Raw genomic sequence first — 1,143 nt, 5'->3', positions numbered from 1 at the left:
TCGTCCTCGTCTCAATACAGTACCACGCTTCGGATGCTTTCGCCGGAATGCATGAGCTCGAAGCCCTTGTTGATGTCTTCCAGCGGCATGGTGTGGGTGATCATCGGATCGATCTCGATCTTGCCCTGCATGTACCAGTCGACGATCTTCGGGACGTCGGTGCGGCCGCGGGCGCCGCCGAAGGCGGTGCCCATCCAGGAGCGGCCGGTGACCAGCTGGAACGGCCGGGTGGAGATTTCCTGGCCGGCGCCGGCAACGCCGATGACCACCGACTTGCCCCAGCCGCGATGACTGGCTTCCAGCGCCTGGCGCATCACCTTGGTGTTGCCGGTGCAGTCGAAGGTATAGTCGGCACCACCGATCTGGTCGGCGCCACGCTTCGTCATGTTGACGAGGTAGGGGACGATGTCGTCGCCGACTTCCTTCGGGTTGACGAAATGCGTCATGCCGAAGCGCTCGCCCCAGGCCTTCTTGTCGTTGTTCAGATCAACGCCGATGATCATGTCGGCGCCGGCGAGCCTCAGCCCCTGGATGACGTTGAGGCCGATGCCGCCGAGCCCGAAGACGATGGCGGTTGCGCCGATCTCCACCTTGGCGGTGTTGATGACGGCGCCGATGCCTGTCGTGACGCCGCAGCCGATGTAGCAGATCTTGTCGAAGGGGGCGTCGGGATTGACCTTGGCAACGGCAATCTCCGGCAGCACCGTGTAATTGGCGAAGGTCGAGCAGCCCATGTAGTGATGAATCTTGTCCTTGCCGATCGAAAACCGCGAGGTGCCGTCCGGCATCAGACCTTGCCCTTGCGTGGAGCGGATGGCGGTGCACAGGTTGGTCTTGCGCGACAGGCAGGACGGGCATTCGCGGCATTCCGGCGTATAGAGCGGAATGACATGGTCACCCTTCTTGACCGAGGTGACACCCGGGCCGACATCGACGACGATGCCGGCACCCTCATGGCCGAGGATGGCCGGAAACAGGCCTTCCGGATCGGCGCCCGACAGGGTGAAGTCGTCGGTGTGGCAGATCCCGGTCGCCTTCACCTCGACCAGCACTTCGCCGGCCCGCGGTCCCTCCAGCTGCACGGTCATCACTTCCAAAGGCTTGCCAGCCTCAACGGCAACGGCGGCGCGAACGTCCATGTCG

At 63.6% G+C, this 1,143-nt stretch carries 1 protein-coding gene; it reads right to left on the bottom strand.

Annotated elements, in window-relative coordinates:
• Positions 1-11: 11 nt before the first annotated feature.
• Positions 12-1,139 carry an S-(hydroxymethyl)glutathione dehydrogenase/class III alcohol dehydrogenase gene (locus FHT97_RS30655; RefSeq protein ID WP_183865232.1) on the bottom strand — a complete coding sequence of 376 codons (1,128 nt, stop codon included), beginning with the start codon at positions 1,137-1,139 and terminating at the stop codon, positions 12-14.
• Positions 1,140-1,143 lie beyond the last annotated feature (4 nt).

Source organism: Rhizobium sp. BK399 (assembly GCF_014194695.1).
Taxonomy (GTDB): domain Bacteria; phylum Pseudomonadota; class Alphaproteobacteria; order Rhizobiales; family Rhizobiaceae; genus Rhizobium.
This window is presented reverse-complemented; position numbering and strand designations above follow the sequence as displayed.

Excerpts from the sequence above, each read along its gene's own strand:
- FHT97_RS30655 (WP_183865232.1), bottom strand. The coding sequence starts at position 1,139 with ATGGACGTTCGCGCCGCCGTTGCCGTTGAGGCTGGCAAGCCTTTGGAA.